The organism is Mesorhizobium sp. AA23, assembly GCF_001672435.1.
Classification (GTDB): Bacteria; Pseudomonadota; Alphaproteobacteria; order Rhizobiales; family Rhizobiaceae; genus Mesorhizobium.
The window spans coordinates 121,304-145,153 of record NZ_LYTP01000033.1 but is presented as its reverse complement, the minus strand read 5'-3'; the positions used below and the strand labels follow the sequence as shown (position 1 = coordinate 145,153).

Genomic DNA, 23,850 nt, shown 5'->3' with positions numbered 1-23,850 from the left:
TTCAAATCTCTTTCGACCGACCGACCGAGCGCGCAAAGCTGTCGGCAAGCACGTTGACGGCAACGGAGAAGGCAGCAATTGCCAGAGCTGGCGCGATTGCGATCCATGGCGAGATCGTGATGCCAATCCGGTTTTCGCTGATTATCAGACCCCAGTCGGCCGCCGGCGGTGGCAGGCCCAGGCCCAGGTAGCTTAGCGAAGCGTAGAGGATGATCGACCCGCAAAGTCGGACCCCGAAGTCGGCCAGGACCGGTGTCAGCACGTTGGGCAGGATGTCAAGGAAGCAGATTGCGGCCCAGCTTTCCCCGCGCGCGAAGGCAGCTTCGACGTACTCGTTCTTTGATATGTCCATCGTGATCAGTCGCACGATACGGAAGATGCGGGGTGAATGCAGGATCACAATCCCTATGATGACTGTGGGCAGGCTTGGCCCGGTCGAGGCGAGAAGGACGAGAAGAAAGATGGCCGGCGGGAGCGCGTAGATCACGTCGGAAATGGCAATCAGAAAAATATCCAGCGGGCCTCGCCGCAGGCCCGAGTAGATGCCAAGCGGCACCGCGACTACATAGGCCGCCACGGTCGCGCAAAGCGCGACGACGAGCACAGTCCTCCCGCCATAGAGAAAGCGACTGAAAGTGTCGCGCCCCAGGAAGTCGGTTCCGAGCCAATGCTCGTGGGTTATGGTCGCGAAGGGAGCCCCGACGATTTCATCGAAGGCGTACGGACTGAACAATGGTCCGAACGAGGCGAGGGCAACGATGATGACGACCAGGACCAGAGCGATGCGAGCTGCTGGCTTCGCCAGGGTCAGGCGCAGGACGGAGTGGCGCATACGGTCAATCTCTCCGGCTAGGTCGTACCGCGCGCCACGCGCAGCCTTGGATTAAGAAGAAGGATCAGCGCTTCGGACACCAGGTTGATAAGCACATAGGTCGCCGTGATGATCAGCGTGATGGCCAGCACTGTCGGCATGTCTCGGTTGATAACCGCTTCCGAGAGCGCGCTGCCGATGCCCGGCAGTTGAAAGACGGACTCGGTGACCACCACTCCGCCGGCCAACCAGGCCGCATTCAACGCGATCGTCTGGATGCTGGGTGTGATGGTGTTGGGAAGAACATGACGTAATAGCACCCGCACGGGGCTTATGCCCCTCAGCCGTACCATATAGATGTATTCGGCGTTCAACACTTCGAGTGCCACCGCCCGCACCATGCGTACGACCTGGGCCAGCGTTGTGCCGAGCAGGGTCAGGACCGGCAAAATGAAAAGGGTCGATTGAGATGAAAGCGGAAGGCTGTCGTTGATCAGCGAAACCGGCGGCAACCAACGAAGATAAACCGCGAAAAGCACAATCAATACCGTGCCGATTACGAACTCAGGCAGGGCAACGGTCACGATTGTCGGAACTGATATCAGGTGGTCGGCCAATCTGTCTTTGTAGATCGCCGCGGCAACGCCGAGCACGAAGGAGAGCGGTATCAGCAGGAGCAGCGATGTGACCGTCAGTATCAGGGTGTTGACGGCCCTCGGCCCAATCGTCTCCCAGACTGGCCGGCCGGACGGAATTGACCGGCCGAAGTCGCCGGTGAGTGCGCTCCCGATCCAGCTGGCATATTGCACGACGGCCGGCCGATCCATGCCAAACTCGCGCCTGAGCGCCTCCACCGCCGAAGGGTCCGCCTTGGCACCGAGCGCTGCCCGGGCCGGATCTCCCGGCAGATATTGGGTCGCGGCAAAGACGACAATGGAGACGGCAAAAAGAGTGACGACAGCCAGGACTATTCTTGTCAACAGAAGCTGCAGCAAGGGTTTATTCAAGGGGTCTCACCTTCAGAAAAAGGGAGCCGCCGCGGCTTGGCTGGCCACGGCGGCTGCAGTTTACCCGAGATAGACGCTTTCGAACTGATAATAGCCGAGATTTCTCTGGGTGGAGGGAACGATATTCTTGACCTTGGCGCTGGCGGCGTCGAGAAGATCACGGAAGCCCCAGATGATGTAAGCTCCCTCGTTCCACAGGACCTTCTGAGCCTCCACATAATATTCGCGGCGCTTGGGGCCATCGAACGTGGTTCTTGCCTTGCTTACCCACTTGTCGAACTCGTCACTGGTCCAATCCGGTTCGTTCCAGTAGGCACCCCGGGCATAGCCTTGGCCGAACTGGGATTCGAGAGTGTGCTGTCCCCAATCCGAACTGCCCATCTGCGTCTTTTTGAAGTTCGGGCCGGAATAGTAGCTGTCGGGCGGCACGACCAGAAGTTCGATGTTGACGCCGATCTTCTTGGCCTGGTTGGCGATGAGCGTAGCCGACGCCTGCATGCCTGGAGCGGCATCCGAGGTGTAGAGGGTGATCGCCTGGCTATTGTCAAAGCCCGCCTGCTTGAGCAGCGATTTCGCCTGATCCGGGTCGTAAGCGCGTTGCGGCAGTTCGGAGGCGTAGTCTGGATCCGTGATGCAATGCAGGTCGTTGCCAATCCTGCCATATCCCGACAATGCGTTGTCGAGCAGTTGCTGGCGGTCGATCATGAGCCGGAACGCCTGGCGGACGCGCACGTCCGTAAAGGGTTTCAGGTTCGTCATCATGAATTGGTCGGTCGTGGCACCGCTCTTCGAGCGCAGCAGGGTGAGTGCGGGATTTGCTTCAATCAGGCGCGCAAGACTTCCATCGAGCTGAGCCACGGCATCGACTTGGTTGGCCACCAGCGCATTCATGCGCGCGGTCGGGTCGTTGATCGCGATGAATTCGACCCCATCGAGATATGGCTGGTCGGGCGTGCGATAGTTATCGCTGCGTGCCAGCGTCACCCGCTGACCGCGGGACCATGACACAAACTTGAAGGGCCCGGTCCCGATCGGCTTGTCGAAGTCGGTCGTGCCGTCCTTCATGAGGAACATGACCTTGCTGCCCAGCACTTGCGGCAGCAGCGCATGGGGCTGCTTCAATTCGACTTCGACCGTATTGGCGTCGAGCGCGCGTACCCCTTTCGGCTCCATGAGCGGCGCCAGGTTGGGGTAGGCATCGGCCTTGTTGTCAGAATTGAGGATGTACTGGATGGTGTAGACGACGTCCTTGGCCGTGAAAGGCGCGCCGTCATGCCAGACCACACCTTTCTTGAGCTTGATTTTCCAGACGTTGCCCTCGGCGTTGTGAGTGAAGTCATCCGCCAGCTTGTTGTAGAGATTGCCATCCTTGTCGAAGTCGGTGAGCCGGTCGAAGATCGACTGGGCGACGGCGAAATCCATATCGCCTGTCGAGATGAAGGGGTTGAGCGACGATTTCGCCCCGGCTGCGCCTAGACCGACGCGGAGCGTCCCTCCCCGCCTCGGTTCATCGGCCAGGGCCGGGCGAAGCCCCGCCCCGGCAAGCATCATACCGGTGCCCAACAACAAGCCTGTCTTCAGCACATCGCGCCGCCCGATAAGCGTCGAATCTGCCTTTGGGCGATTTATGTCCTTGCTCATTCCACATTCCCTCCTGTTTAGATGGTTTTCTTCGGCTTGTTCATTCAACCAATGGACGGAGCGCTCGCGCCTGGCCACGGCTTAGGCAAGCAGTCCAGCAAGCTTGAGGGCCTTCAGGATGTTTTCCTGGTCCTGCTTGGCCAGGTTGCCATTGGGCTTGCGCGGTTCACCCACCTTGCGGCCTTGAGCGTTGATGGCAAACTTGATGCGGGCGGGGAAATTCACGCTCTTGGTCATCTCCCGTGCGAGCGGCGCGATCTTGTCCGTCAGCTTCCGGCCAAGGACGTAGTCGCCCGCCGCGTGGGCGGCGAAGATCTCCCCGTACTGTTTCGGGATGACGGTGTTGATGCCGGAAATCGAGGCCTGCGCCCCAAACAGAAAGCTCGCAATGTTCACGCTGTCCGCGCCAGCGGCAATGGCGACCCGGTCGCCGACGGTCTGGACGAGTTCCGTCACCGGCTCCAGCGCCACTTCCTTCACGCAGATGACTTCGGGCAGCTGGGCTACGCGCTGCATGACGGCAGGGGGGTTGAAGAAGTGGTTATAGTAGATGATGGGTAGAGAGGTCGCCGCCCCAACATCCTGGATGAACTTCTCCAGCCCCTCCCCCGATGGGGTATTATAGATTGGCGGCCCAAGCATCAGCGCACAGGCGCCGGCCTGCTTGGCTAGCAGACCACGCTTGATGGCGTCGCGGGTTGTGGTTGTGATTATCCCTGCGATTACGCGCAGCTTGCTGTTGGCCGTGGCTGTTTCCACCAAGAGCTCGAGTTCTTCTGCGGAAAGCTCATCCCCCGAACCTGTGCTTCCGCCGACCACGGCAAGGCGAATGCCAGCGCTTTCCATGAACCGAAGCTCACCCTTGAAGAGATCCAGGTCGAGATCACCATCGGGTCTAAACGTCGAAACGAGCGGCGGGATGATCCCCTTGATCTCGTCCTTTTGAAGCACAGTCGCCATTGCAGTTCCTTATTTCACCTAGTGAAAGCCACTATTACTGAATGAACATCCTGCGAAGCGCGGAGCTTGTCAAGGGCATTTCGCAATGACGGCGCTGAATGACCGAGACAGGCTTGCTGCGCTTGGTTTTCAGCCCCCCGAATCCGTTCGCTGGTCAACAGGCATCTTCGTGCGGGGAGCAATGAAGCCGGCCATAATGCGACGCGGTCGGAGCACCGATCTTGTGGCGCAAGACGAGAATGCACACAGCGGGGTCATGGCATGAGTTGCGCGGGCTTGGTGGCAACCAAATCCCGCACTACACCCTTTGCGACCTTTGCACTCCTGGCGCGGCGATCGCGCTTGTGCTCAAGGCCCCGTACCTCGGCCGATCCGTAAGGATCACTGTTCTTGCGACCTGGAAACAGGCCACCCCCGTAACGCGACGGCGTGACATCCGTGACCCCGATCACAGTGTCCTGCCCCATCCCGCATCACCGTCGGCGTCTGGCAGGGAAAGCGATGCGGACGACGATAAAGGACGGTCAGTCGCTGTATGCCCGACCGAGATCGATGATATGAGACGAACTGAGGCAGCTGTCCTCAACGGCCAAAGTACGGTCAGCTATTGTCCGTTGCGCAGATCGCTGATCTTGGCCACAGAAAGCTGGACGTCAGAGAAAACAGCCGTCGTCCCCTCGCCCGTCGGCGATTGAACGCCAAGTCCCATACGCACCGGCCGCCTTGCTACACCGGGCAGAGTGAACCAGCGCAGGAAATTCCAGTATTTGCCGTCTTCCGAAAAATGGAACGCGACCGTCTCGCCATCGCAATAAGCACGCAGCCACACGTGGGCGCCGGAATGACGAGGACCGTCCGAGTCGTCGGATGTGCCGCGCGTCACCACGCTCACGATGGTCGGCTTACGCGCGGCAGAAAATTCGAAGGCGACCTTTGCCCAATTGTTGTCGTCACATTCGATGAAGATCGCGCCGGCATCGTAAGCAGAGGCGAAGTCGACAGAGACCCTGGCAGACAGCGCAAAATGCTGCTCGTCGATCTCGCGCACCAATCGCGTGACATTCGCGGCCCGGCTTTTGCCGCTCGGGGCGAAGAACCAGTCCGTGTTCGCGTTGGCCCGCAGCCGCACCGAGGCGTTCTCGATTGCCGCGGAGCCGTTGTCAGCCCCCTCAACGCGCATGCTGTCGAGCTTCATGTTTTTTCCTTCACTTCAACAAATTCCGCCGAGAGCCGGCCGGTTTTGACCGGCTTAAACAGCGCTGAGAACGGCACTCGGCGCCAATGCTTGATACCGCCCGCGAAGCGCGCCAAGGATCGCCGAATTCAGGGGTGGAGTTCTATGGCGAGCCACACCGAATCGGTATCCGCGTAGTAGCGGTGCCATGGGTAGGCCCACTCATTCTTGCCGCTGACCCTGCAGAAGGGGTCATGCGAATAACCGACCGGCATCACAACGTCTTCATAAATTGTGGTTTCGTCACGAAGTCGAAACTTCTGCATCCGGCCGGAGCCGTGGATTTGCGTGTGTGTTTCAAGGAAGCGATGCTCATTGTGAATGAAGCAGTCAGTGTCTCCCGGCGACCACCAAAGGTTCAGCTTGAGCGTGAACGTCTGCGGGGTGCCGGGTGCTGCGCGCTCGTTGGTGAATACCAAAGGATCGGTGCTGACCGTGCCGATCTCATCCTGCGGGGAAATGAACAGCGGCGTGTCGCGTGGGAAACTTTTGATTCGATTGCCAAGCCAGTCCCAGCCGCGGAACATGCACCCCCCGAGATTGGTGGCTTTTCGCACCTTCAGAAGCGCCGCCCGTTCCGCGGATTTGATTTGCCCGCCCTTCAGCCATGTCGATTTCCAGGCAGGCACGATCGCCGGATGCTCATCTCCGGTGATCATCGCGCTGGGGCTGACATTCACAACGACAGCGTCTTCAACGGGATAGTCGTGGACATCTTCGACGAGCTTGGCGAAGATGAAGTCGTCGGCAAACGAAAGGTCTCTCGTCTGGTTCGGCACGGTTTTGTCGTCCATCATCAGGTTAACCTGAGCCCGACCACACCACAATGCGGACGCCAAAAGAAGTGCGCGTCTGGACGATTCTTGTCGTAACTTGACGTCAATTCTGCGCCATATTGCGAAGTGCGCCGGTCCCGGTGGGTAAGCCGGCAATCGGGTGCCTTCGAAAGACTGGCTCTCAGGGCGCCAGCAATGCCAGGCAAAGAGTGACCTCACCACAGCGAACTCTCTCGCTCGGCGCGTCACATTGCTTCCATGTTCCATGCGTTGCGAACTTGTAATGAGCTCTCGATGTTTGCCTACTGGGCGAGATTGGCAGAGGCAGCTTCGACATTGCGTCGTATCGATGATCGAACAGGAGATCTGCCGCGCCAAAATCCGGCATGAACCCGACCTCAGGCTGGAGCTCGATCAGAGGATCTCGACCCCATGACAAAGTATGGCTCGGCCCTCTTGGGCATCCGACCGCGGGATGAAATTGTGCAGACCAACTGTGACTACATAGTCGTTGGCGGCGGCTCGACTGGATGCGTGGTTGCCGCGCGGCTTTCGGAAGATCCTGATGCCTCGGTCTTCCTGCTGGAGGAAGGCCCACGCGACTTCAATCCCTACATCCATATCCCGGGTGCCTACTATAAGACCGCACAAGGGCCTCTATTGAAAAGGATTCCCTGGGAACCAACCGCAGCCCAATCCCGTGTCGAGCAGCCGACGATGGTCCAGGCCCGGGTGCTGGGCGGCGGCAGTTCCGTCAACGCGATGATCTATATCCGCGGCGCGCCATCCGACTATGCGCGGTGGGAAGCGCTCGGCGCGGATGGCTGGAATTATGATGATGTGTTGCCCTACTTTCGGCGGTCGGAAGACAACAACCGGTTCTGCAACCAGGCCCACGCCGTAGGGGGACCGCTAGGCGTTTCCGACATCGACCATATCCACCCCCTCACACGCGCCTGGCTGCAGGCGTGCCAGCAGGCTGGGCTGCCCTATAATCCTGATTTCAATTCCGGCGATCAGGCCGGCTGCGGTCTTTACCAGATCACCGCCAAAAACAGGCGGCGCAGCAGCGCCGCAACGGCCTTCATCAAACCCGCCCGCCACCGACCTAATCTCCAGGTTCGAACGGGTTCCACGGTCACGCGGATAATTGTCGAAAAGGGGCGGGCCGTCGGGGTCGAGTATGTAGCGAAGGGCCGCAAATGGGCCCTCATGGCCAGTCGCGAAGTAATCTTGTCGGCAGGTGCGATTGCCTCGCCGAAATTGCTGATGTTATCAGGGATCGGTCCGGCCGACGCTTTGCGCGGACATGGCATTCCTGTCGTTGCCGATCTGCCCGGGGTCGGACAGAACCTGCAGGACCATATCGAGATATCGCTCGTCTATCAGTTGAACGGGCCCCACAGCTACGACAAATACAAGAAGCCGCACTGGAAAGCCGCGGCTGGCCTGAACTATCTACTGTTCAGGGATGGCCCGGCTTCTTCCAATCTGATCGAAGGAGGGGCGTTCTGGTGGGGCAACACAAGCGAAGCGATCCCGGATGTGCAATATTTCATGGTCGTGGGTGCGGGCATCGAGGAAGGCGTCGACGCCGTCCCGGGCGGAAACGGCTGCACGATAAACCTAGGACAGATCCGGCCTCGGTCTCGAGGGGAAGTGACGCTGAAAAGTGCCGATCCTTACGCCAACCCACGCGTGGCCCCGCGGTATTTTTCCGACCCCTATGATCTCGATGCGGTGGTTGAAGGAACGATGGGGGCGTTCGATATCATGGAGCGACCCGCCATCCGCCGCTACATTGCCTCAAGGCAGATCCCGTCCGCCGGGACAGCGACGCCACTACAGGTGAGAAAGTTCTGCCAAGAGGTCGCGCATCCGGCGCTGCATCCTGCAGGCACCTGCCGAATGGGCAAGGACGGCATGGCAGTGGTTGATCCCGAGCTTCGCGTCCACAGTATCGAAGGCCTTCGCGTGGCGGATGCGTCGGTCATGCCAACGCTCATATCCGGCAATCCCAACGCTGTGTGCATTATGATCGGCGAGAGGACTGCGAACTTTGTCCAGCATGGCAAGTAGAAACGCGCGACCCTGCTCCCTCTCAAAGATTAGCCGGCGCCCGCGGTGGCCTGCCTTGGCCACCCCCAACCATGACGGCCTCGCTCCAATCACCGGTGTCTCAATTTGAACGCCACACCAGAGAGAATAGCGATAGTGAAGGACAGCTCGACGATCTCCCCTGCGATCCGAAGCAGCCGTTTCTTTTGCAGCCTTTTCTTTTTGGGAGCAGGCGTCGGCATCGGAGCTTGGGCGTCCTCACTTCCAGTCCTCAGCGCTCAAATGGAACTGGACAAGGCGCAACTCGGGTGGATCCTGATTGGCTTCGCTCTGGGCGCAATTGTGATGATGACCAATATCGGTCGCTTGGCTGTCATTGCCCCGAGCAGTGTGCTCAGCTTGCTGGGATCTCTAACGTTCGGCGCAGCGCTGTTGGCCCTCCCGTACGCCGGTGGCACCTATTGGCTGGCGTTGATTGTGTTTTTTGCCGGTATCGGTTTCGGGACGCTCGACGTATCGATGAATATTGATGCGTCGACAGTGGAGCGTCACATGGGTCGGCAAGCAATGTCCTCTTTTCATGCCGTATTCAGTTTCGGAAGCCTGATCGGCGCATTCGTTGTCGGCCAGATACTGTCCAACGGCGGCGCCTTGGCCGTTTGTCTTGGGGTGGCGGGACTTGGTGTTGCGGCAGTCGCGGTCGTCGCCTGCATAGGATGGAACAATTCAGGCCGGTTCGACGATCCTGCCGACTCCATTGAGGCGACGGATGGCAAATTCGATAATGCAATAAGGAAGCATCTTTACCTGCTTGGTGGCCTGGCATTCTTGGGGATGCTGGCCGAGGGCGGGATGATGGATTGGAGCGCTATTTACATCGTGACCCGATCCGGAGGAGCAGAAAGCACAGGCGCCTATGGTTTTGCGGCATTTGCAACCATGATGGCAACCGGCCGCCTATTCGGTGACGCCATCGTTAAGCGGATCGGCCAGATGCCAATGTTGCGCTATTGCACAATAGTTTGCGCAGGCTCGGTGTTCACAATGATCCGGATGGGCGGCAATCTTCCTGTTGTTCTGATAGCGCTCGCCATAAGCGGTCTTGGCCTAGCAAACGTCGTGCCCACACTTTTCGCCGCCGCCGGGCGTGCAGGTGGCACTTCTGCTGCTCGGGCAATGTCAATCGTGACGACGATGGGATACGCGGGATTGCTTCTTGGGCCTGGATTGTTGGGTTTTATCGCTCAGATTTCGTCGCTCGTCGGCAGCTTATCCGTCATCCTAATGGCATTTGTCGCAGTTTCGGCGTCAGCGCGCTCGAGCAAATGCTAGGGTTTGGCCACTCACCCGTCCGTGGTGAGGCGGATGGCTCGCGTGCATTCTTAGGCCTCGCCAAGGACGTAGCTGCCAGCTGTATGGCCTCGCGCAGTTAGCTTTTGACACTGACGTACAGCCGGGGTGCAGGTTTCGCGGAACAATGGTATTCGTCCGACTGGGCACAAGCCGATCGCGTGCTGCCGAGCCAAGTTATGTTGTAGGGGCGAACACGGTTACCAACTGAATATGAGACTGGATGTCTGAAAAGGGCCGAAGCGGAACGGGAGCTTCACAATTTCGACACCAGCCAACGGCATCGGCCCTTCCCTTTTTCGGACTCGATATCCATTTCTGACGGGTCGAGCCATCGCGCCGGAGCATACTGGCTTTCAGCAGACAGCGATGTCGCTCCCGAAAGCGTCTGAAAGGGTAACTTATGACGATCACTGGAGCTCAATGCCGCGCTGCTCGCGCGCTGGTCGAATGGACCCGCGAAAAGCTCGCCAGCAATTCAGGCGTGGATGCGCTGGCCATCGAGGAATTCGAACGTCGGATCACACTCCCCGACTACGAAGTCTGTAATAGGCTCCAAATCGCGCTCGAAGGCGCCGGCGCCTTTTTTATTGCCGAGAACGGCGGCGGTATCGGGGTTCGCCTGAAACTAAACCGCTCCGAGGTCAGGCGGATCAGCGTTCTCGAGAATGAGGGGGGCATCGTTGGCACGGATGCCGTTCCATAGATCCTGGGCAGGGTCCTCAACGGTACACCGCGCGCGAGGCGATGTAATCGAAATCAGCGAGCCCACCGCTGCTTCTGGGTACACTTTGAACAGTCTGCTCTTAGCGTGGTCGTTTGCGGGAAACTCATGGCACGCGCGGCGCTTCACGGGACCGCAGCGAGGGCATGGTGGCGTCCCGCTCAATTCGTGGTGACCGCGGATTCCCAAGACGAACAACGATGATGATCCATGCGGACCTTGATCAACTTCGGATAGGCGGTACCGCAAAAACATCCACGTCGACCGAACGCAGAAGGCTTTCTGTCACGCTTCCCAGAAATAATTTGATGAAGCCCGAACGGCTATGCGTTCCGATCACCAGAAGATCGGGCGCCACCTCGTTAATTGCCTCCATGATCGCCTCGACCGGGCCGCCTTCCCTAATTTGCAGCGACCAATTGTCGACGTCAAAGTCGTTCGCTTCCAGAAATGCTATGAGTTCTTTTTCCACCTGCGAACGTTCTGTCGCCACGTAGCTCGCCAACTCGTCCTTGCCTATTCCGGCATTTGACATTTTTCCCTTGGCGAAGGCATCGAACCCATGGACCAGCGAAAAACTGGCCTCGCCTATCAATCCGGTTTCCTTCGCCGTGCTTATTGCGCGCGCCGACGGCTCGGACATATCCACGGCAGCCATCACTTTTTTGTAGGAATGTTCTACCTCAGCATTCACCATGAGCACTGGGAATTGTCCGGTGCGGATCACACGTTCGATCGTCGTTCCCACAAAGACATCACGGAGCAATTGCTTGCGGTGCGCGCCCATGACAATGAGATCGACCCCGCGCGCCTCGGCCGCATTCAAAATGCCGCGGAACGGATTCCCGGTCACGACTGCGAAATCACATTGGAGTCCCTTCAACTCGGCGATCGAGGTCATTTGTTCTGCAAGATATCTTCGGGCCTCGCGGGTTTCGAGCCGGACTATGGCTGAGGGTTGGTCGTCGTCGACGACATGGACGAGCGTGAGTTCCGCGGCAACGTTCCGGGCCAGAAGGCCGGCCCGCCGCAATGCCCGTTGTGACCGGGTGGAAAAATCTGTCGCCGCAAGGATTTTCATGCCAGGTTCCGTCTTCCTCGTCCATGAGATCACCATCCCCTTCCTTCGGGAGACTTTGGGTAGTGATCTAAGTGACGATGGTCTCGTTTGTCCGCCGAGTCACCCCAGGCGCTGGCTCAACTGTTTCAAGGTGCCGCTTTTGGCAGGTCTTGCGGCTGAGCCTGCCATTGTCCGCCTTGACTTCACGAATTACGTCACCAACTATACCTATATGAACGCCGCAGCCAAATTCTGTCGTGATTTTCTTTTCCGGGTTTGCCCCATCGCGGGATCTTAACCCCCGGCCCGGCTGCCAATGCGCCCCGAGCCGAGGGGTAACGCTTAATCGACATGTTAGGATCAGCAGGGCTCCAACCTTTTGGCGCACTGGGATCAATTTCCGAAGTCGCCTGTCCGCCACCTTTGATGGCGGCTGAGCCAGTAGAAATATGAGCATTAGATGCAGAAAAACTCGAAAATCCGGCGCAAGCCGAATATCCGCATCTCGCAGTCGGATCATGCGCGCTTATCGGTGCTCGCGAGCACTTTCGCCGCACGATATCCGGAGGCTTCCGATGAGCTGCTCGCCGAGCTCGAGCGCGCGCGGATCGTCGCCGATGGTTGGGTCTCCGCCGGTACCGTCCGGATGGGTTCAACTGTGACGTTCAAGCCCGACACCGGTGATCGGAGAACGGTAACGCTGGTTTTCCCTGGCGATGCTGACATCTCCGAAGGCAAGGTTTCGATTCTTACACCGATTGGCACAGCCCTGATCGGCCTCTCGGCTGGACAGTCAATCATGTGGACCGCCCGAGACGGGCGCCGGCACGAACTGTTGGTGCTTGGTGTGACCCAGCCCGCCCCGCAAGGTGATGGAGTCAGTCAGCTCGCACCTGCGTCTCCAACGATGGCGGCGAGCGTCTGACATGGGCGTCTCCGTCCGTCTCCTCAATCATGCAGGCAGCTTGATCGCGGGAGTCTGACCCCTGCGCCGGCTCATCTCGGTCCGGCACAGGGGTACTTCCTCACATCCGATCAACTGCAGTTGCCGGATCGCCTTGTGCGGGCCGGCTGGAGACGTACCATGCCCAATATAGACACCTGCCAACTGACCACCAAGGATTACACGATTCTTCAAGTGATACGGGAACGCCATCCGATCCGCGACGAAACCTTCTCGACTATTCTCCAGCGGAAGATTTCGAGCGCAGTTGTCATGTTTCGCGATGACATCCCAGCGAACGTCGTGACACTCAGCAGCCGCGTGGCCTATCGGGTGAACGACGGTCCTGCCGAAACCCGCATCGTCGCACATGACCAGATGCGCGGTCTGGTTGGCATGCTTTTGCCTATCACCAATCCGCGAGGCCTGGCGTTGCTCGGTCTGGCCAAGGGGCAGTCGATGTCCATTCCGACAGCGGACGGGATGCTTGAAACGCTGACGGTGCATGAAGTGGTTTACCAACCAGAAGCCGCAAGGCGCGAGAGACTGAAACTGGCGGGAGTTGCTGCATCGGATTCGCTGCGGCTGGATGGACACGGTCCGCGGGCCGTCCATCGTTCCGATGAACCGCACGACGAAGTTCAGAACAAGGTTGCGGCGGCTTTCAACGCCGGGTTCGACGACCCGGGGCCGTCGGCTGCCTGAGGGCTCGACTATGCCGAAGGCTGTGAAGGCGGGTAGACAAGCATTCCATCGGCTCCTGCCCTCACGACGTCGGTGAGTTTCGCCGGCACGACCTTGTCATGGCTCATCAGATGAAAAACGGACTCGCCGCGGCTGATCAGGTAGTCCGCGACGATCCTTCTGTGACAGCGCCACCACAGCGCTTCCGAGCACATGACGGCACACTGCCGCTCCCTGCCGAGCGATACAAGCCGGGCCAGGCCGTCATGAAACTCCGCCGACAACGCGTAGTCGGCGTAGTTGTGAAAACTCTGGTTAATCCAGAACGCGTTTAGCATTGGTGGAATGTCATGCGCCTTGCCCCGCAGGCCGCCAAGCTCGGCAATGTACTCATATCCAATGCCGAACGGGGCCAGGCTTTCCGCAAGCACCTCGGTGTTGAATTGCGGGTTCGCCCGCGAGCGTCTGACGGTTCTTATGTCGATTACCAGGGCGACTTCTCCCACATGCAGCAGGGCAACGAATTCTGGAATCGACCTGGTCGAGTGACCGATAGTGTAAAACGGATAAGGCATTTTCTCCCTTGTCGACCCACAGCCAGCCATGTGGCTTCGCGCCTGGGAGGAACGATCATCCACAACGTGTTTAAATCCGCCTCGCGCCTCCTGCAGTCCCTCACTCCCGCGGCATGCTCCCGAATAGATGATTCCGGCGCCTTGCGCGACCTCGAGCCTACCTGACTCAATATCGGGAGCTGCGGCGCCGATGCGGAAATATTGCCGGCATCAGTTGTGCTCCGTCGTGGCTATTTGATTCCTGAGACTCGCCCCCCGGCGTGCAGATGTGCGCTCACAGTACAAAGGCGACCGCGGTCTTCCAGACGCTGCCCGAATGACGATTTCAAGCAAGGTGCGGGCGCGATTGATGCCCACCAGCTCGCTTGCAAGAGCAATAAATTTGCACTTACGCGGCATTTAATTCCGTTTGCCTTCCTCTTCCCTCCGTAGCACGTTTGGGGCGGTACGGAGCTGGCGCCTCGGAATGTGGCGGCGGTTTCTTCGACAGAAAGCTCGCGGCCATGCACAGGCGGACCGCTGGCCATTGGCTTACGCCCGATCGGCTCCAAAGCCCACGACATTGCGATGGACGCAATGTCACGGACGACTGAAAACACGAAGCAGACAGCGCCTGGTTCTCCGATCGCGGCGGATGAATGCCGTCCCTCGCGAGAGCCATCAGGCTTGCCTGCAATGAAAGGCAGGTAGCGCACCATGTCGAATCCAGCGGCAGCGATGGAAGGCCACAAGCCCCGGTTTCTGGTCAGGTGGCTGTACTCGACCAACCACAAGGACATCGGGACGCTCTACCTGCTCTTCTCGATCTTGGCGGGGATTCTCGGCACCGCGCTTTCGATGCTGATCCGGATAGAGCTCCAGGAGCCAGGGCTGCAGATATTCAGGGATCCGATGGCCTACAATGTCGTGGTCAGCTCCCACGGCCTCATCATGATCTTCTTCGTTCTCATGCCGGCCCTGATCGGCGGCTTCGGCAACTGGATGGTACCGATCATGATCGGCGCACCCGACATGGCGTTTCCGCGCATGAACAATATCTCGTTCTGGCTGCTGGTGATGGCGTTCATCCTCTTCATCACCTCGATGTTCGTGCCGGGAGCGCCAGGCACGCTCGGCCATGGCGGCGGCTGGACGCTCTACCCGCCGCTTTCGACCTCCGGCCAGCCTGGTCCCGCGGTCGATCTCGTCATCCTTTCGATCCACCTTGCGGGAGCGTCATCAATCCTCGGCGCGATCAACTTCATCACGACCATCTTCAACATGCGCGCGCCAGGAATGACGATGCACAAGATGCCGCTCCTTGCCTGGGCGATGCTGGTGACCGCTTTCATGCTGCTGATGTCGCTGCCGGTGCTGGCCGGAGCGATCACGATGCTGCTCACGGACCGCAACTTCGGCACGACGTTCTTCGTTCCTGATGGCGGCGGTGACCCGATCCTCTACCAGCACCTGTTCTGGTTCTTCGGCCATCCGGAGGTCTATATCATGATCCTGCCCGGCTTTGGCATCATCAGCCACGTCATCTCGACCTTCGCCAGGAAGCCAATCTTCGGCTATCTCGGCATGGCGTATGCGATGGTGGCGATCGGCCTGATCGGCTTCCTCGTCTGGGCGCACCATATGTATACGACCGGCATCTCCCTCGACAGCCAGCGCTACTTCGCCTTCGCCTCGATGGTCATCGCCGTTCCCACAGGCGTGAAGGTGTTTTCGTGGCTGGCCACAATGTGGGGCGGATCGATCGAGTTCAAGACACCGATGCTGTGGGCTATCGGCTTCGTCTTGCTCTTCACCGTCGGCGGCGTCACCGGGATCATGGTCGCCAGCCCCGGAATCGACCGCTCGTTGCACGACACCTATTTCGTGATTGCCCACTTCCACTATGTGCTGTCACTGGGCGCGGTCTTCGCCATCTTCGCTGGCTGGTACTACTGGTTCCCGAAGATGACCGGATACATGTACAGCGAGACGCTCGGGAAACTGCATTTCTGGACGATGTTCATCGGCGTCAATCTCGTCTTCTTCCCGCAGCATTTCCTCGGCATGGCCGGCATGCCGCGCCGCTACGCTGATTATCCCGATGCCTTCGCCGGCTGGAATTTCGTCTCCTCGATCGGCTCCTACATCTCGACCGCGGGGCTGTTCATCTTCTTCGTCGCGGTCGCAGAAGCTTTCAGCCGCAAGCGCCCGGCCAGCGCCAACCCGTGGGGCGAAGGGGCGACCACACTTGAATGGCAGCTGCCGTCGCCGCCGCCATTCCATCAGTGGGAAAGGCTGCCCCGGATCCACTGATATGGGCATCTTCGACAAGTCGATGGGTGAATGTCATGAGCGAGACCTCAGACCCGACCAGCCAGATCCTTCTCGTTGCGATTCTCGCGCTTTATTGGGCAATGCTTGGGAGTTGGAGCCAGCTCCTCTCCCGCTGGAACGACGAGAGGGCCAAGCGGGACACTGCAGCGGCGCGGCGGGACGAAAGTGCCGAACACACATCCTGTGCGGACACGCCCCAGGATGCACTTCGTGAGATCGACCCGGATTTCGACCTCGGTGCATTCCTGTCCGGCGCCAGGAGGGCCTATGAAGCGATACTGCGGGCGTTTGCGGAGAGTGACATCCAGACATTGCAGCGCCTCGTCGGGCCGGAAGTGCTTGATGCCTTCGAACGAGATATCGTCGGGCGGCGCGATCGGCAAGAGATGCTGGAACTCACCTTCATCAGGACAGACGAAACGAAGGTTGTCGATGCTTTCGTGGAGAATGGCACCGCTGAGATAGTTGTTCGATACGTTTCCGACGTAGTCAGCGTTACACGCTCTGCCGACAATGCAGTCGTCGCCGGCGATCCCTGGGAGATCGTTGAGATGATCGATACGTGGACGTTCGCCTGTCAAACCCAGTCAAGGAAGCGGAACTGGATGTTGATCGTCACCGAGGGCGAACAACAACAAGCCTGAGTTCTTGCGATAGGGTCCGGCGGCAGGCTTGTCACGGTTAACGAGCACCAACCCAGCGGGCTGGGATGCGTTCGCGAAATCTGTCAGCAGGTGGGATGCACTCCGCCATCGGTGCCGGCGATCAGTTCGACATGAGCCGGTTCAGCCGATCAGCTTCAAGTAGCGAGCGGGTAGCGCCGCCGAAGATCCACTCCCTGAACCTGCTGTGGCCATAGGCGCCGGATATGACGAGATCCGCGTTCATTGCGCCGGCGACGTCGGCGATCGTTCGGCCATTGGATTTTTCCGGAAACACCTCCGCCTTGGCCTCTACGCCGTGCATGTCCAGGAAGGCGACAACATCGTCCAGCCCGTTCCAGGTTTGGTCAGTTGGGCCATCGTCGATCGTAATGACCCGAACCTCCTGAGCCATCCGCAAAAAGGGCATGGCATCTAGAACCGCGCGCCTGGCTTCACGCGTGTCCTTCCATCCGACCAGAACCTTGTTGATGCGGAAATTCTCCTGGTTGGTCGCTGCCACAAATACGGGCCGTCCGGCCTGAAGGATCAGATTGCCGAGGTCGGTCGACCGATACGCGTCGTCGAAACTGGCACCCTCCGGCGATGCTGTGACGATGACATCGGCCAACCGCGCCGATTCAATCAGCGAGCGGGTCGGATTGCCCACGGTCCCACGCCATTGCGTATGAACCGTCGTGCCAGCAATGCTTTCGAACTGCGCGTGGAGGTCCTCGAGCCGTCGCTTGATGTTCTTGCGCTGGCGCATCATGCTCTCGCCTTCGAAGGCCACTCCACCTTCCATTACAACCGGCGGCGGAACGTCGGCGGCCGACAGACCTATCAGGCGCGCGTCGAAGCGCTGGGCGAGATCGACTCCGAGCTTGACAACAGGAGCGACCATCCCGTCGATGTTGAGGTTGAGAACGATCGATTTGTAGCCCATGTTGGCTTTCCTTCCGTTGGTTGCGGTTGATCGCGGCGCCGGAACGCAAACGTCAACAGGGCCTGCCGCGAGATCCGGCAAGGTTTCAACAACCTCAAGGACGAACGATGGTTGGAGTGAGGAGTTCGCCGGCCGGCGCGATCGTCAGGTCCCCGCCTACTCGAACATAATCCGAGCGGTGCCTCTTTTGGCGATCAAGGCTCTGCGAACTTCCTGAACCCGTTCAGCCTCTCGTTTGGTATAGGGGCCCATCGGCCGGGTCTTTTCATTGCCGCGACGGACCTGGCAGTACCAACGACCGCTGTCGGAGAAGATTGCGACCGACGTCGGCATCTGATGGGACTCTTGTCCGGCAACCTCCTTGGCGAACTCGACGATCTTTGAATGATGCTGAGTGGGCGCAATGATTTGCAAATCCCCGGCAACGTCCTGTTGCAATGCGGACATAGATGGGTCTCCTTTCGGTCACGGTGACATGTTCGGCTGCGTCATTCTCGGTGCGCTCCCACCCGTGCTCGAGAGCGCGTTCTAGCTTGCCGTTTGGCGCTCCATTTCCAGCTCGGCCTGCAAACTTTCCAGGTCGCGGAAGATCGAGGCGACAGCGAGCGTGCGCCCCTGCCGTTTGAATCGGAGCAGGCAATCCCTGGCCGCGACGTCTCCATCGACCGAGATCTCGTCCCATCGCTCGGCATGGCCGACATAGTTGATGGGCACATCGTAATGCTGGCTCCAGAAGAACGGCACCGCTGCGAACTTCTCGCGATGGCCAAGCATGTTGAGTGCGGCGGTGCGACCTTGTCTCTCCGCAACCACCCAATGCTCTACCCGAAGATTCTCGCCGCTGTGCGGATCGGGCCACCGGGCAATGTCGCCGGCCGCGAAAATTCCGGGCGCGCTTGTTTCCAAAAACGCGTTCACCGCAACGCCGCGATTGAGTTTGAGCCCGGCCTTTTCGGCGAGACCTATGCGTGGCCTGACGCCGACGCCGGCCACGACGAAATCCGCCATCAACGTGCCGCCGCTGCTGAGCTTCATCTTGTTGCCGTCGATGCTGGCCGCAGTCGCCTCGAGATGGAAGACGACACCCTTCTCCTCATGGAGGGCGCGGATGAAGTCGCCCATCCGCGGACCCAGTACCCGCTCCATAGGCCGTCTGTCCGACGCTACGACATGAACGTCGATGCCGCGCGAGCGCAGCGCCGCCGCAACCTCCAGGCCGATGAAACTGGCGCCGAGCACGACGCAGCGTCGCGCATTCGCGGCCCGCTCGATAGTCGCCTTGCAGTCGGCGAAAGAGCGCAGCGTGTGGACAAATGATTGCTCGGCTCCGGGGGTAGCAAGCCGAACTGGTTCGGCCCCCGTGGCAAGGAGCGGCCTTTCGTAAGAAATCGTGCTGCCATCCGACAGCACAACCTCGCGGGACCGCGGGTCGATGCGGTCGGCCTTTGTGTCGAGACGCAGGTCGATGTTGTTTTTCGAATAATACTTCTCGCCGCGCAGCGGAATCCAATCCTGCGGCGCCTTGCCGGCGAGATAGTCCTTTGAGAGGTTCGGTCTGTCGACGGGCGGCGCCTGGTCATCGCTGATCATGGTGATGCTGCCCTGGTATTGCTCACGCCGCAGTGTCTCGACGGCAGCGAAACCAGCCGCGCCACCCCCGACAATGACAATTCTTTCCGGAGCCGCACCGCCATCTCGCACCACCGGTGCCGTTCGCTTACGCTTCTCGACCACGAATATCTTGCCTTCTCGCCGTTCCACAGACCAGCAGGCGAGCGGGCTGAAGGCGGGCGCGCGCAGCGCCTCGCCCGTGCGCAGATCGAAGCACGCGTGATGCCACGGACACCGAACCGTGTCTTCTGCTACCAGACCGTCGACGAGCGGCCCGCCGTAATGCGTGCATGTCGCGCTGACCGCGAATACCTCGCTCCCGCGGCGCACCAGCAGCACCTGCTCGTCGCCGCAATGGCCGACGAGCTTGCCGCCATCCTCAAGATCGGCGATCGCGATGCCCTGAACCAGATCCGGACCGTTTGCCTTCGAATGGCTCCCAGCCATTTTCGTCTCCGTTGGCGATTCTCAGCGCAAGATCGATAACTGGAGCCTCGATAGACTTCGCACGCCCTGAACATGTTCCATCCAAGCGCGCCTTCAGACCGACGCTTTCGTTTTCACCGGAGCTCCCGACTAAAGCGGAACCGCTACGTCCCAGTCTCCTGCCATCCAGGGCACCATGCAAACGAATTTAGTGAGCGATTGAATGCATTTTTTGTGTTGGATTCCAGGAGCATGTGATGGACGGACGAAGTGAGGACAAAGTGAACATGCCGGCCACTTTGAGGCTGTCGGTGTCACCACGGCGCGTGTTCTCGACCAGCCCGTCCCTTGGGCTGCTCACGGCTCAAGTCGGACCGCCGGCCAGCAAGTTTTAAAGGATCGCTTGCCTGGTCTTGCCCCAGTCCGCGAGAAAGGATGCCAATCCCTTGTCGGTGAGTGGATGCTTGGCAAGGCTCCGAAGTACAGTTGGGGGAATGGTCGCAATATCGGCGCCTGCAATTGCCGCAGCTTTGACATGGAGTGGAGTGCGTATTGAAGAAGCCAGGATTTCCGTCGTGAAGCATGCGTCGTTGTCGTAGATCGCGCGGATTTCCCGGACCACTTCCATGCCGTCCAATCCGAGGTCGTCGAGCCTGCCGATGAAGGGCGAAATGAACGTCGCGCCCGCCTTGGCCGCAAGCAATGCTTGGTTTGCGGAAAAGCACAGCGTGACATTGACCTTGTGGCCGAGGCGAGCGAGCGCCCGACAAGCCCTGAACCCATCCCAGGTGGATGGTACCTTGATGGCCACGGTGGTCGCGATGCTCGCCAAACGCTCTCCTTCGGCAATCATGCCGTCGAAGTCGGTCGCGGTGACTTCCGCTGAAACCGGGCCTTCGATCGTCCCGCAGATCTCCTTGATCACATCCCTGATCGGCCGACCGGTCTTCGAGATGAGCGACGGGTTCGTGGTCACCCCATCGACAAAGCCTGCCGCGGCAAGCTCGCGAATTTCAGATATATCGGCTGTATCGACAAAGAATTTCATTGTGCGTCTCCTCGATGATTTGATGAACCTTGCTCGGTTTGGTTCCAGAAAGTGATTTGAACCCGCTGTAGTGGTCACACGCCCCATGTCCTTGATGGCACAAAGGCAGGCGGCGCGACGTCTCTAGCGATGTCCCAGCAAAATCTCTCTCATGACGACGGCATCGTTGTGGGCCTCGTCATGAGCCGAGTAGACGAGCGTGACAGGGCCGTGTCGTATCAGGTCGCGGAGCCGGTCGAGCTCATCGCCATGCGCGTGGATTTCCGCCGCATATCTCCGACGGAATTCGTCCCAGCGGGCGGGATCGTGTCCGAACCATTTCCGAAGCTCGGTGCTTGGCGCGAGTTCTTTCATCCAGCAGTCGATGCCGGCATCGATCTTCTTGACCCCGCGCGGCCAAAGCCGGTCAATCAGCACCCGCGTGCCATCGTCGGCAGCTGGGCTCTCATAGGCGCGCTTCAGTTTTATGCTCTCGTCGATGGCTTTTCCGCTCATCCGTCCGTCTCCTTTCGTTGACGGCATCGAGAAGCCCGGAGAACTCGTTTCGAAGGATCATCTCGTCGGCTTGATCGGATACGATGACGAAGATGCTGCCTCGATACCGTTCGATCCAGTGATGGCCGGTTCCGTGGCTTCGCAGGTAGTCGCCGATCTGATGAACGGTCGAATACCCCAGGCCCTGATGCAGGAGGAATTTCATAAGATTGTGCTTTGCAAGCCGGACAGATCGTCCCTGGCTCAGGGAGAGGCCTTCTGTCCTTGGGCGTTGAATTGTTTCAGATAGGCGATCACATCGGCGATCTCCTGGTCTTTGCTGAGACCAGCGAATGTCATCTTCGTGCCGGGCACCAACTTGCGCGGCGCGTGCAGATATGTGGTCAGCGTCGGTTCATCCCAGGTCAGGCCCGAATTCTTGTTCGCCGCGGAATAGCTGTAACTAGGGTAAGTGCCTGCCGCACGGCCAACGACGCCATTCAATACCGGCCCTACCCCGTTCTTGGCGTCGGGCCCGACCGCATGGCAGGCCATGCATCTCTTGAAGACCGAGGCGCCGGCGTCAGCATTGCCAGGAGGTTTGTCCTGCGCCTGCGCAGAGCCGACTGCGGTGAGAACCGCGGTCGTCAATCCAAGAATCGTCGATCTCATCTTCGCGTGCTTCAATCAGGGGCGGCTTGGTTGTCGCCAAGCCACCCTGGTTATGTCGGTATTCGAAACGCACAGTCTGCCGGATCCGAAGCGTGGATCCGGACCCGGCAGACCTGCCTCAGGAGGGAACCAATGGGCCGGGGTTCTTCAGATAATTCTTGATCGCGTCCGCCGCCCAATAGGCAAGAGCGCCCACCGGTCCGGTCGGATTCTTCCCGGCGTTCTGCGGGAACACGCAGGCGCCGGTGACGAATACGTTCGGGACATCCCAGACCTGAAGATGTTTGTTCAGGACACTGGTGGTGGGGTCGGCGCCGAAAACGGCCCCGCCGGTATTGTGAGTGCTCTGATAGGGAACGATGGAATAGGGCACCGGCGGAATGCTCCGGTCGACCCTGATCGCACCCATCTCCTTGGCGATCTTCACGCAAATGTCGGCCTGGCCGTTCATCTGCTTTATTTCGTTATCCTGGAAATCGAACGTCATCCTCATCAGCGGGCGTCCGAAGATGTCCGTATAGGTCGGATCGAGGCTGAGATAGTTCTGCCTGTAGGCCATCACCGCGCCTTGATTGCCAACGTTGGCAGCATGGTCATAGTTGTCGACCACTGCTTTCTTCCAGTCCGAGCCCCAGCGCGGCGTGCCATGGGGTGTCGGATGTGACTGGATAGGCCGGGCGCCCGAGTTGCTGCAACTGATACCGCCGCCGCCGATGTATCCGGCCTTCACGAAATCGTAGTTGTCGCCGTTGAAATCATCCATGCAGGTGCCGAGCGCGCCGGCGCCCATGAAGCGGTTCAGGATGGTCTTCTTGTCGAAGAAGGCGGTAGCCCCGCCGCCGCACTGGTAGGCATAGTTTCGGCCGACCACGCCTTTACCCGTGGCGGGATCGTAAGGAACGCCGATCCCCGACTGCAGCAGCAGGTTGACGTTCCCGAGCGCGTAGGCCGACAGGATGATAAGGTCGGCAGGTTGTTCGAATTCTCGCCCGCGAGCGTCGAGATAGCTGACGCTGACGGCCTTCTTGCGGGTCGAATCGAGATTGATCTTCAGCACGATCGAATTTGTGCGCAGTTCGAAATTCGGATTCTTCAGCGCCAGCGGAATAACGGTGAAGTGCGGGCTGGCTTTTGCATTCGCCTCGCAGCCGAAACGCTCGCAGTAGCCGCAGTAGTGGCATTGGCCGAACGCCACGCCATCGGGATTGACGTAATCGCGAGACGCGTTGGACGAGGGGTTTGGGAAGGGATGGTAGCCGAGATTGCGGGCCGCCTTCTCGAACATCACCATGCTCTGCGCGGCGATCATTGGCGGGTTGGGATAATCCTCCTTACGCGCGCCCTCGAAGATATTGCCGCCGTCGATTTTCTTGCCGTTGAGATTGCCGGCCTTGCCGGAGGTGCCGCAGGTCTTTTCGAACTTGTCGTAATAGGGTTCGAGATCGTCATAGGTGATCGGCCAGTCCTGCAGGTGCATGTCCGAAGGGATGATCTTTTCGCCGTACTTGTCGACGGTCCGGGTGCGCGCCTGATGATCCCATTCGAGCCAGCGCCAGGTCACGCCGTTCCAATGCACGCCGGCACCGCCGACACCCTGCCCTGGCAAGAACGAGCCGAGTTGACGCATCGGCAGCGCCGTTTGCGATTCACTATTGCGGAATGTGATGGTTTCCCGCCGCACGTTCTGCATGAGGTCGTGGCGGGCGGCGTAGCGCAGTTCGTCGTGGATTTCAGGATCGATGAAATCCGGATTGGTGTCACGCGGGCCTCCCCGCTCAAGGGCGACGATCTTGAGCTTGGTGGATGCAAGCTCCTTGGCAATGATGCCGCCTGTCCATCCAAGACCGACAATCAGCACATCGACCGGGTTCAGTTTGGTGGCCATGTCAAAGTCTC

23 protein-coding genes are annotated in these 23,850 nt (G+C 59.5%); 7 read left to right on the top strand and 16 right to left on the bottom strand.

The features are described 5' to 3' along the window. Position 1 precedes the first annotated feature (1 nt). The 6 genes from A9K66_RS28600 to A9K66_RS28570 all read right to left on the bottom strand — a co-directional run bounded on the left by A9K66_RS28600 (position 2) and on the right by A9K66_RS28570 (position 6,450). Positions 2–832, bottom strand: a complete 831-nt coding sequence (locus A9K66_RS28600) for an ABC transporter permease (RefSeq protein WP_067330571.1) — start codon at positions 830–832, stop codon at positions 2–4. A 17-nt stretch (positions 833–849) separates the two neighbouring features. Next, complete coding sequence (locus A9K66_RS28595) at positions 850–1,806, bottom strand: ABC transporter permease (protein ID WP_067330568.1); 957 nt, start codon at positions 1,804–1,806, stop codon at positions 850–852. Positions 1,807–1,878: 72 nt separating this feature from the next. After that, positions 1,879–3,459 carry an ABC transporter substrate-binding protein gene (locus tag A9K66_RS28590; protein ID WP_082954133.1) on the bottom strand — a complete coding sequence of 527 codons (1,581 nt, stop codon included), beginning with the start codon at positions 3,457–3,459 and terminating at the stop codon, positions 1,879–1,881. An 81-nt stretch (positions 3,460–3,540) separates the two neighbouring features. After that, the gene (locus A9K66_RS28585) at positions 3,541–4,419 is read right to left on the bottom strand and encodes a dihydrodipicolinate synthase family protein (protein WP_067330566.1); all 879 of its coding nucleotides are present in this window, start codon (positions 4,417–4,419) and stop codon (positions 3,541–3,543) included. Positions 4,420–5,023: 604 nt separating this feature from the next. Then, the gene (locus A9K66_RS28575) at positions 5,024–5,614 is read right to left on the bottom strand and encodes a DUF1349 domain-containing protein (RefSeq protein WP_245307744.1); all 591 of its coding nucleotides are present in this window, start codon (positions 5,612–5,614) and stop codon (positions 5,024–5,026) included. 128 nt (positions 5,615–5,742) lie between these two features. Further along, positions 5,743–6,450, bottom strand: coding sequence for a hypothetical protein (locus tag A9K66_RS28570; RefSeq protein WP_245307743.1), 708 nt, complete (start codon positions 6,448–6,450; stop codon positions 5,743–5,745). Positions 6,451–6,861: 411 nt separating this feature from the next. Here A9K66_RS28570 and A9K66_RS28565 point away from each other — a divergent pair, with 411 nt between their 5' ends. The 3 genes from A9K66_RS28565 to A9K66_RS28555 all read left to right on the top strand — a co-directional run bounded on the left by A9K66_RS28565 (position 6,862) and on the right by A9K66_RS28555 (position 10,543). Then, a complete protein-coding gene (locus tag A9K66_RS28565; RefSeq protein WP_082954132.1) occupies positions 6,862–8,508 on the top strand; it encodes a GMC family oxidoreductase N-terminal domain-containing protein in 1,647 nt (548 codons plus the stop codon). A gap of 135 nt (positions 8,509–8,643) precedes the next feature. After that, positions 8,644–9,819, top strand: coding sequence for an MFS transporter (locus A9K66_RS28560; protein ID WP_197507530.1), 1,176 nt, complete (start codon positions 8,644–8,646; stop codon positions 9,817–9,819). A 421-nt stretch (positions 9,820–10,240) separates the two neighbouring features. After that, complete coding sequence (locus A9K66_RS28555; protein ID WP_067330561.1) at positions 10,241–10,543, top strand: hypothetical protein; 303 nt, start codon at positions 10,241–10,243, stop codon at positions 10,541–10,543. Between the two features lie 241 nt (positions 10,544–10,784). On the opposite strand, the gene A9K66_RS28550 is transcribed toward A9K66_RS28555, so the two are convergent. Continuing rightward, complete coding sequence (locus tag A9K66_RS28550; RefSeq protein ID WP_082954130.1) at positions 10,785–11,642, bottom strand: universal stress protein; 858 nt, start codon at positions 11,640–11,642, stop codon at positions 10,785–10,787. 439 nt (positions 11,643–12,081) lie between these two features. Between A9K66_RS28550 and rnk the strand changes: the two genes are divergently transcribed. Continuing rightward, positions 12,082–12,546: a nucleoside diphosphate kinase regulator gene (gene rnk / locus A9K66_RS28545; RefSeq protein WP_067330551.1), complete on the top strand. Its 465-nt coding sequence runs from the start codon at positions 12,082–12,084 to the stop codon at positions 12,544–12,546. Positions 12,547–12,705: 159 nt separating this feature from the next. Beyond that, the gene (locus A9K66_RS28540; protein WP_067330548.1) at positions 12,706–13,269 is read left to right on the top strand and encodes a nucleoside-diphosphate kinase; all 564 of its coding nucleotides are present in this window, start codon (positions 12,706–12,708) and stop codon (positions 13,267–13,269) included. 8 nt (positions 13,270–13,277) lie between these two features. On the opposite strand, the gene A9K66_RS28535 is transcribed toward A9K66_RS28540, so the two are convergent. Then, positions 13,278–13,823, bottom strand: coding sequence for a DUF488 domain-containing protein (locus A9K66_RS28535; protein ID WP_067330545.1), 546 nt, complete (start codon positions 13,821–13,823; stop codon positions 13,278–13,280). 696 nt (positions 13,824–14,519) lie between these two features. On the opposite strand from A9K66_RS28535, the gene ctaD reads away from it, so the two are divergent. Together ctaD and A9K66_RS28525 are read left to right on the top strand one after the other, a co-directional pair. Then, a complete protein-coding gene (gene ctaD, locus A9K66_RS28530) occupies positions 14,520–16,115 on the top strand; it encodes a cytochrome c oxidase subunit I (RefSeq protein ID WP_067330541.1) in 1,596 nt (531 codons plus the stop codon). A 35-nt stretch (positions 16,116–16,150) separates the two neighbouring features. Continuing rightward, positions 16,151–16,780, top strand: a complete 630-nt coding sequence (locus A9K66_RS28525; protein ID WP_067330537.1) for a Tim44/TimA family putative adaptor protein — start codon at positions 16,151–16,153, stop codon at positions 16,778–16,780. Between the two features lie 121 nt (positions 16,781–16,901). Here A9K66_RS28525 and A9K66_RS28520 read toward each other — a convergent pair whose 3' ends face one another. From A9K66_RS28520 to A9K66_RS28490, 8 genes are all read right to left on the bottom strand, one after another. Then, on the bottom strand, positions 16,902–17,723 hold the full coding sequence (locus A9K66_RS28520; protein WP_067330534.1) for a universal stress protein: 822 nt from the start codon (positions 17,721–17,723) through the stop codon (positions 16,902–16,904). 156 nt (positions 17,724–17,879) lie between these two features. Continuing rightward, on the bottom strand, positions 17,880–18,170 hold the full coding sequence (locus A9K66_RS28515) for a hypothetical protein (RefSeq protein WP_067330531.1): 291 nt from the start codon (positions 18,168–18,170) through the stop codon (positions 17,880–17,882). Positions 18,171–18,251: 81 nt separating this feature from the next. Continuing rightward, entirely contained in the window at positions 18,252–19,781 is a 1,530-nt protein-coding gene (locus A9K66_RS28510) for an FAD-dependent oxidoreductase (RefSeq protein ID WP_067330528.1), read from the bottom strand. A 370-nt stretch (positions 19,782–20,151) separates the two neighbouring features. Further along, on the bottom strand, positions 20,152–20,808 hold the full coding sequence (gene fsa, locus A9K66_RS28505; RefSeq protein ID WP_067330524.1) for a fructose-6-phosphate aldolase: 657 nt from the start codon (positions 20,806–20,808) through the stop codon (positions 20,152–20,154). A 123-nt stretch (positions 20,809–20,931) separates the two neighbouring features. Beyond that, entirely contained in the window at positions 20,932–21,303 is a 372-nt protein-coding gene (locus A9K66_RS28500; RefSeq protein WP_067330520.1) for a DUF488 domain-containing protein, read from the bottom strand. After that, positions 21,254–21,508, bottom strand: a complete 255-nt coding sequence (locus tag A9K66_RS30610) for a hypothetical protein (RefSeq protein ID WP_127241940.1) — start codon at positions 21,506–21,508, stop codon at positions 21,254–21,256. Before A9K66_RS30610 ends, A9K66_RS28500 begins: the two co-directional genes overlap by 50 nt. Before the next feature lie 38 nt (positions 21,509–21,546). Beyond that, positions 21,547–21,954, bottom strand: a complete 408-nt coding sequence (locus A9K66_RS28495; protein WP_067330758.1) for a cytochrome c family protein — start codon at positions 21,952–21,954, stop codon at positions 21,547–21,549. Between the two features lie 118 nt (positions 21,955–22,072). Beyond that, positions 22,073–23,839 (bottom strand): GMC family oxidoreductase, encoded by a 1,767-nt coding sequence (locus A9K66_RS28490; RefSeq protein ID WP_067330517.1) that lies wholly within the window; start codon positions 23,837–23,839, stop codon positions 22,073–22,075. Between the last annotated feature and the right edge of the window lie 11 nt (positions 23,840–23,850).

Coding starts and splice junctions, on each gene's coding strand:
- A9K66_RS28600 (WP_067330571.1), bottom strand. CDS start 832: ATGCGCCACTCCGTCCTGCGCCTGACCCTGGCGAAGCCAGCAGCTCGC.
- A9K66_RS28590 (WP_082954133.1), bottom strand. CDS start 3,459: ATGAGCAAGGACATAAATCGCCCAAAGGCAGATTCGACGCTTATCGGG.
- A9K66_RS28585 (WP_067330566.1), bottom strand. CDS start 4,419: ATGGCGACTGTGCTTCAAAAGGACGAGATCAAGGGGATCATCCCGCCG.
- A9K66_RS28575 (WP_245307744.1), bottom strand. CDS start 5,614: ATGAAGCTCGACAGCATGCGCGTTGAGGGGGCTGACAACGGCTCCGCG.
- A9K66_RS28570 (WP_245307743.1), bottom strand. CDS start 6,450: ATGATGGACGACAAAACCGTGCCGAACCAGACGAGAGACCTTTCGTTT.
- A9K66_RS28565 (WP_082954132.1), top strand. CDS start 6,862: ATGACAAAGTATGGCTCGGCCCTCTTGGGCATCCGACCGCGGGATGAA.
- A9K66_RS28555 (WP_067330561.1), top strand. CDS start 10,241: ATGACGATCACTGGAGCTCAATGCCGCGCTGCTCGCGCGCTGGTCGAA.
- A9K66_RS28550 (WP_082954130.1), bottom strand. CDS start 11,642: ATGAAAATCCTTGCGGCGACAGATTTTTCCACCCGGTCACAACGGGCA.
- rnk (WP_067330551.1), top strand. CDS start 12,082: ATGCAGAAAAACTCGAAAATCCGGCGCAAGCCGAATATCCGCATCTCG.
- A9K66_RS28540 (WP_067330548.1), top strand. CDS start 12,706: ATGCCCAATATAGACACCTGCCAACTGACCACCAAGGATTACACGATT.
- A9K66_RS28535 (WP_067330545.1), bottom strand. CDS start 13,823: ATGCCTTATCCGTTTTACACTATCGGTCACTCGACCAGGTCGATTCCA.
- ctaD (WP_067330541.1), top strand. CDS start 14,520: ATGTCGAATCCAGCGGCAGCGATGGAAGGCCACAAGCCCCGGTTTCTG.
- A9K66_RS28525 (WP_067330537.1), top strand. CDS start 16,151: ATGAGCGAGACCTCAGACCCGACCAGCCAGATCCTTCTCGTTGCGATT.
- A9K66_RS28520 (WP_067330534.1), bottom strand. CDS start 17,723: ATGGGCTACAAATCGATCGTTCTCAACCTCAACATCGACGGGATGGTC.
- A9K66_RS28515 (WP_067330531.1), bottom strand. CDS start 18,170: ATGTCCGCATTGCAACAGGACGTTGCCGGGGATTTGCAAATCATTGCG.
- A9K66_RS28510 (WP_067330528.1), bottom strand. CDS start 19,781: ATGGCTGGGAGCCATTCGAAGGCAAACGGTCCGGATCTGGTTCAGGGC.
- fsa (WP_067330524.1), bottom strand. CDS start 20,808: ATGAAATTCTTTGTCGATACAGCCGATATATCTGAAATTCGCGAGCTT.
- A9K66_RS28500 (WP_067330520.1), bottom strand. CDS start 21,303: ATGAGCGGAAAAGCCATCGACGAGAGCATAAAACTGAAGCGCGCCTAT.
- A9K66_RS30610 (WP_127241940.1), bottom strand. CDS start 21,508: ATGAAATTCCTCCTGCATCAGGGCCTGGGGTATTCGACCGTTCATCAG.
- A9K66_RS28495 (WP_067330758.1), bottom strand. CDS start 21,954: ATGAGATCGACGATTCTTGGATTGACGACCGCGGTTCTCACCGCAGTC.
- A9K66_RS28490 (WP_067330517.1), bottom strand. CDS start 23,839: ATGGCCACCAAACTGAACCCGGTCGATGTGCTGATTGTCGGTCTTGGA.